At 34.9% G+C, this 6,090-nt stretch carries 7 protein-coding genes; 1 reads left to right on the plus strand and 6 read right to left on the minus strand.

Annotation, left to right across the window (positions count from 1 at the left end; genetic code table 11):
* Positions 1-158: 158 nt before the first annotated feature.
* The 6 genes from modA to moaA are packed head-to-tail and all read right to left on the minus strand — an operon-like array spanning position 159 to position 4,607.
* Positions 159-941, minus strand: a complete 783-nt coding sequence (gene modA, locus ABUA27_RS11810; protein WP_287846725.1) for a molybdate ABC transporter substrate-binding protein — start codon at positions 939-941, stop codon at positions 159-161.
* Positions 925-1,584 (minus strand): sulfate/molybdate ABC transporter ATP-binding protein, encoded by a 660-nt coding sequence (locus tag ABUA27_RS11815; RefSeq protein ID WP_349820772.1) that lies wholly within the window; start codon positions 1,582-1,584, stop codon positions 925-927. Before ABUA27_RS11815 ends, modA begins: the two co-directional genes overlap by 17 nt.
* A gap of 1 nt (position 1,585) precedes the next feature.
* Positions 1,586-2,275, minus strand: coding sequence for a molybdate ABC transporter permease subunit (gene modB, locus ABUA27_RS11820; protein ID WP_287846726.1), 690 nt, complete (start codon positions 2,273-2,275; stop codon positions 1,586-1,588).
* Positions 2,256-3,197, minus strand: coding sequence for an MOSC domain-containing protein (locus tag ABUA27_RS11825; RefSeq protein ID WP_287846727.1), 942 nt, complete (start codon positions 3,195-3,197; stop codon positions 2,256-2,258). Before ABUA27_RS11825 ends, modB begins: the two co-directional genes overlap by 20 nt.
* Positions 3,182-3,661 (minus strand): cyclic pyranopterin monophosphate synthase MoaC, encoded by a 480-nt coding sequence (gene moaC / locus ABUA27_RS11830; protein ID WP_129981868.1) that lies wholly within the window; start codon positions 3,659-3,661, stop codon positions 3,182-3,184. The genes ABUA27_RS11825 and moaC overlap by 16 nt, the downstream gene beginning before the upstream one ends.
* 1 nt (position 3,662) lies before the next feature.
* On the minus strand, positions 3,663-4,607 hold the full coding sequence (gene moaA, locus ABUA27_RS11835; RefSeq protein WP_129981869.1) for a GTP 3',8-cyclase MoaA: 945 nt from the start codon (positions 4,605-4,607) through the stop codon (positions 3,663-3,665).
* A 177-nt stretch (positions 4,608-4,784) separates the two neighbouring features.
* Here moaA and ABUA27_RS11840 point away from each other — a divergent pair, with 177 nt between their 5' ends.
* Positions 4,785-6,014, plus strand: a complete 1,230-nt coding sequence (locus tag ABUA27_RS11840) for an aminotransferase class I/II-fold pyridoxal phosphate-dependent enzyme (protein ID WP_349820773.1) — start codon at positions 4,785-4,787, stop codon at positions 6,012-6,014.
* Positions 6,015-6,090: the final 76 nt, after the last annotated feature.

Below are 6,090 nucleotides of genomic sequence, written 5' to 3' on the forward strand. Positions count from 1 at the left end.
TTTTTTCTAAATTATTCAAACTTATTTTTAAGTTTGTCTTTTTTTATACGTTTTGATTGATTTTTGTTTCACACTTTGTCCTCCTAATAGTTAAAGTTTATTTCTTATTATACATTGTGTCAATACTTACAAAAAAAGGAGGTAAGACCTCCTAACTACTACTTACAAATAGTAAAACCACTCTTCTTAAATGTGTCTTTAGATTCTTTAGTCTGTAAAAACTTAATTAAGTTATTTGCTTGTTTTTGATGTTTTGTTTTAGTTACACGTCCTACTGGATAAATAACAGGTGTATCTAATAGGTTGTTGTTGACTTTTTCAAGTACTGTTACTTTAGAACTGCTGGCTGCATCTGTAGAATAAACTAAACCTACTTCAGCACTACCACTTTCTACCCAGCTTAATACTTCAGTGACATTACCACCTAAAGAAATCTTATTCTGGATTGCATCCCAAGTATTTGCGTTAGTAAGTGCGATTTTTGCATATTGCCCTGCAGGTACTACTTCAGGATCACCTACCGCAATCATCTTCGCATCAGTAATGTTTGAAATACCCTTGACAGCAGTTTTTGTATCTTTCCCTTTAATTAATACAAGTTTATTTTCTAATAAATTTACAACACTCTTAGAATCAACAAGTTTTTCATCAACTAAGCTATCCATCTGTTTAGTGGCTGCACTAAAGAATACATCAGCATCTAATCCCTGTTCAATCTGAATCTGTAATTTACCACTACTGTCATAAACACCCTTTACGTTCACATTTGGATATTTCTTTTCAAAACGAGGAATAAGTGTTTCTTCAAAAGTCTTTTCAAGACTGGCTGCAGCCGCAATAGTAATTGTGACTTTCTTTTCAGGCTTCTTTTCTTCCTGTCCACATCCAGCTAAACCGAATACGAGCGCAAATGCACATAAGATACTAACTAGTTTTTTCATGAATCATTTCTCCATTTTTTATAATATACATTTCATGACTCAAAGCTATGATTTCATCCTTATTATGGGATACAAAGACAACAGGTCGATGGTAAGCATCTAGTTTAGTCTTCATCTCTTTTAAAAGTTCATCTTTTAAATCTTCATCGAGAGCACTGAATGGTTCATCTAAAAGAATCGCCTCAGCGTTATAAATAAGAAGTCTAGCTAAAGCAACACGCTGTTTTTGTCCCCCTGATAACTGTCTTGGATAACGCTTTTCTAATCCTTCTATATGCAACTCCTTCATCAGCTGAATCACTGAATCATGAATTGTAATCTTATCAAGTCTGCGGGCCACAAGAGGTGAGGCAATATTGTCATAAACTGTCATATTTGGAAATAATGCATAATTCTGAAACATATAACCAATATTTCTTTCTTGTGGTGTTAAGTTAATATGTTGATTAGAATCATAGAGTACTCTTCCATCTAAGACAATTCTTCCTGAATCAGGTGCTTCTATACCGGCTATACATTTAAGCGTCATACTCTTACCACTGCCACTTGGCCCCATCACACCTAAGCATATTTCATCAATCTTAAAATGAACATCTAAGTCAAATTCACTTAGTTTTTTATATATTTCTACTTCTAAATGCATCTTAAAAGCCTCTCTTTTTCTTGACCCATAACTGATAGATATTCAGTAATATGACAGCTGTAAAGCATATAGCGATAATAACAACAACATAGAAAGATGCGCTATGCATATCACTGCTGACAACTTCACTATAAACAGCTAAAGGCAGTGTACGTGTTTTTCCAACAATATTACCTGCAAGCATCGCTGTGGCACCAAATTCTCCCAAACCTCTCGCAAATGATAATACACCCCCACTGATAATACCTGGCAAGGCGTTAGGTACGAGCACCTTGAAGAAGATACTTGTTTCACTCATACCAAGTGTTCTTGCAGCATCTACTAAATCTGTATCCACCTGTTCAAGAGCTCCTCTGGCAGAGCGATACATGATGGGAAAAGAGATGACGACTGCCGCAATCACTGTGGCACTAAAGCTAAAGGCGATACGCACACCAAATACATTTAAGAAAAATGAACCAATCGGCTGATTGACACCAAAGATGAGTAATAAGAAAAAACCCATTACTGTTGGTGGTAAAACGAGTGGAAGTGTGAAGATACCATCAAAGATGAGTTGAATGACTTTATTTTTAAGTGTCATCATCCATCTTGCCACAAAGAGTCCTAAAAAGAATGTAATAAATATAGAAAAAGCAGCGCATTTAAATGAGATCCATATAGGTGAATAATCAATCATCACTTCTTGCACAATCGTGCGCATCTCCTTTTAAGATTTCTAAGCCATGATGAAGAGGATCTATAATAATATCTAAACTCTCCTTCACTGCCTTGACACTTCCTGGAAGATTAATAATGAGTGTGTTGTTTCTTATCACACTCGCGCCACGAGATAACATCGCACGATTTGTATATTTCATAGATTCATAACGAATCGCTTCAGAAATACCTGGGACAAGGCGTGTGGCCACTTTTAAAGTGGCTTCAGGTGTCACATCTCTAAGTGACAAACCTGTACCTCCTGTAGTTAAGATTAAATCATTCTCACAACGATCACTTAAATTAATAAGAGCCTGTTCAATCATTTTCTGATTATCTGGAAGAATATCTAATGATGTGACATGATAGCCTCTTTCTTCCATATATTTTTTAATATAAGGACCACTTTCATCCACTCTTAATTCTTGACTGCCTTTATCGGATAAAGTAAGCACAGCAACACGTATACGTGAATCTGTAGGAGGTGTATAAGTCACTTCATCATCGCAATGAATGACTCCGCCATGAATGACTCTTGCGAAAATACCAAGTCGAGGCATAATACATTCACCTACCTGGTGATAAATACGACAATGAGCATGACAACTTTTACCTCTCTGGGTGATTTCTAAATCCACTTCACCAATATGAACATGGCTTCCTACAACAAGCTCATTAAAATCAATACCAGAAATAAGAAGGTTCTCACCAAAAGCACCATCTTCTACATCTCCACCACGTCTTTTAAAGTCTTCTCTTTCTTCATAAGGTAATAAGCTGACCTGTCTATGCCATTTACCTGCATGAGCATCATGTTCTAAGCCAAAATCTTCTACTATTTTAGTTTCTTGTATAGGTTTCTTTTCAGTTCCCTTCTTCTCACTAATACAAATTGCTTCTACTTTTCCTGCCAATTGAATTCACCGCTCTTTCCACCTGTTTTCTTTAATAAATGAATATTTTTAATTTCCATTTCTTTACTAATTGCCTTGCACATATCATAAATAGTTAATAATGTCACACTTACTGCGTGTAATGCTTCCATTTCTACCCCTGTCTTCCCTTTACATTTCACTGTCGCAAAGGCATGAATCTGATTGTTTTCTTCATCTATTTCAAAATCAACAGTGACATTAGTAATCATTAATATATGACAAAGAGGAATCATATCACTTGTCTTTTTTGCGGCCATAATACCTGCAATTCTTGCCACACCAAGAACATCCCCTTTTTCTATTGTATTGTTTTTTATATGTTCAATAATCTCATGATTGACTTGAATAGTCCCTCTTGCATAAGCTGTTCTTTTTGTGATCTCTTTATCAGATACATCCACCATAATGGCGTTTCCATCTTCGTCAAAATGTGTAAATCCCATATTACCCTCCTATTTGATTCATTACAGTACCACTTTGTTCATCTTCAAAATGGTGCTGTTCTGGCTTCATATAAATGGCATCTCTCATTACTTCTTCTAGTTTGATTTCATTACCTATATAAGGTTTTAATGCGATACTATTCTTATGAAATAAGCATAATTTTAATGATCCTGTACTAGACAAACGCACACGATTACACTCATGACAGAACTTATGATGTAAGGCTTCAATAAAGCCAATGACACATTTCATATTCTTTATTCTTATATAATGTGCAGGACCATTGCCCAGTCTTTCTGTGATTTCTTCTATATTATAATGTGATGCAAAATATGACTGCACTTCTTCTATTCTATTTTCTCTTTTATTTGAACCAAGTGGCATGAGTTCTATAAAACGAAGACTCACTGGTAAATTCCCACAAAAATCAATCAAGCTTTCTAAATCACTTTGTGTAAAAAGTGGTCCTACGACTGTGTTAATTTTTATATTGAGTCCAACAGAAACCCCATAAAGAAGATTTTTTAATACTGTATCAAGTGTATCTTGCCCACATATAGCAGCATATTTCTTTGAATCAAGTGTATCTATAGAGAAGTTGATCCCATCAATCCCAATATCCTTTAACTCATCCATAGTACGTGCATCTAGTAATAAGCCATTGGTTGTAAGAGTTACCTGTCTCACACCCTCTAGTTGTTTGAGCTGTCTTAAAAAAGAAAGATATCCTTTTCTTACCGTTGGTTCTCCACCAGTCACCTTGAAGTTTACTATGCCTAGTTTAACTGCCACCTTGCATATATCTAGTATCTCTTCATAGCGTAAAATATCATTATGTGAAAGAAATTTGAATTTATCTGGATTACAATATACACAATGATAGTTACATCTATCTGTAATCGATATTCTCATATAATCAATTGTACGGTTATAACGATCCTTCATACAAACTCCTTTCCGTTATTCTCACTTGAGAATAACGCCATACATAGTGTACAATGATGTACATTAAAATACAATGATTTTGTGAAACAAATGAGAAATATCGCTTTGTTGACTTGTTTCAAACGCATTAGCGTATTAGAATAGTATCTATATTACTAAACAAGCGGAGGATAACGTATGAATTTCGTAAAAGATAGCGTAAATCAGCAGCCAATAGTAGATACAGTATTTACTATTGTTGCGAAAGCAAAGGAAGCGAAAGAAAAGTATGGAGCTGATCAGGTTGTAGATGCAACTATCGGTTCTTTATATAATGAAGAAGGTCAGCTTGTCGCATTGGACAGTGTTTACAATTCTTTAAAGAATCTTGATAATAAGGTTCTTGCAAAGTACGCAGCAAGCTTTACTGGTAACCCTACATTTAGACAGAAAGCTTATGATTGGGTATTAGATGGTAATAGCCATCTTGAACATGAAGTAGTGGCAACTCCAGGAGGAACTGGTGCTGTATCTATGACTATTCAGGAATGTTTAGATGAAGGTCAGACTGTCATCCTTCCTGAAATTGCATGGGGTAGTTATGCATTAATGGCTCAGATGCATAATCTTGAAATGGCTAAGTATTCTTTATTTGAAGGAGATCATTTCAATATTGCATCTTTCAAGGAAACATGTCTTGAAACAATGAAGAAGCAGAATAAGTTAGTGATTGTTATCAATGACCCTTGTCATAACCCTACTGGTTATTCTTTGACTCATGAAGAATGGGATGAAGTGATTACTTTCTTAAATGAATGCAGCAAGACTCATGCTATTGTATTATTAAATGATATTGCTTATATTGATTTCTCAAGCCGTCAAAAAGAAGCTAAGACTTATTTTGGTCAGTTTGACAAGATCAGTGATAATGTGATTGTGGTTGTTTCATTCTCATTATCAAAGTCAATGACAAGCTATGGTTTAAGATGTGGTGCAGCAATCATCTTAGGTCAGAAGAAAGAGTCAGTTAATCAGGTAAAGATCGTATTTGAAAAGAATGCTCGTGCAACTTGGTCAAATATCAACAATGGTGCAATGGAAACATTTGTAGATGTATTAGATAACCATGGCGAAGAATATGATCAGGAAAGATTAAAATATGTGAAGTTATTAAAAGAAAGAGGAGATATCTTTACAACTGAGGCAGATGAAGTAGGATTAAAGTATTACCCATATAAAGAAGGTTTCTTCGTTACACTTGCTATGGATAATGAAACTCGTGATAAGTACCATGAAGCTTTAATGGCAAACAATATCTTTACTGTAAAGGTTAATCTTGGTATTCGTGTCGCTATCTGTTCATTATCAGTAGAAAAGACTAAAGGTCTAGCAAAGAAAATGAAAGATATCTTAGATACAATTCAGTAAAAATAGGGTAGACAGGAAATAATATCAATACTGAGATTAATTATTATTTCTGTGCCTCCCGTTGCACCGTACGTAC

Source organism: Catenibacterium sp. RTP21428st1_D7_RTP21428_210409 (assembly GCF_040227455.1).
Classification (GTDB): domain Bacteria; phylum Bacillota_I; class Bacilli_A; order Erysipelotrichales; family Coprobacillaceae; genus Catenibacterium; species Catenibacterium mitsuoka_A.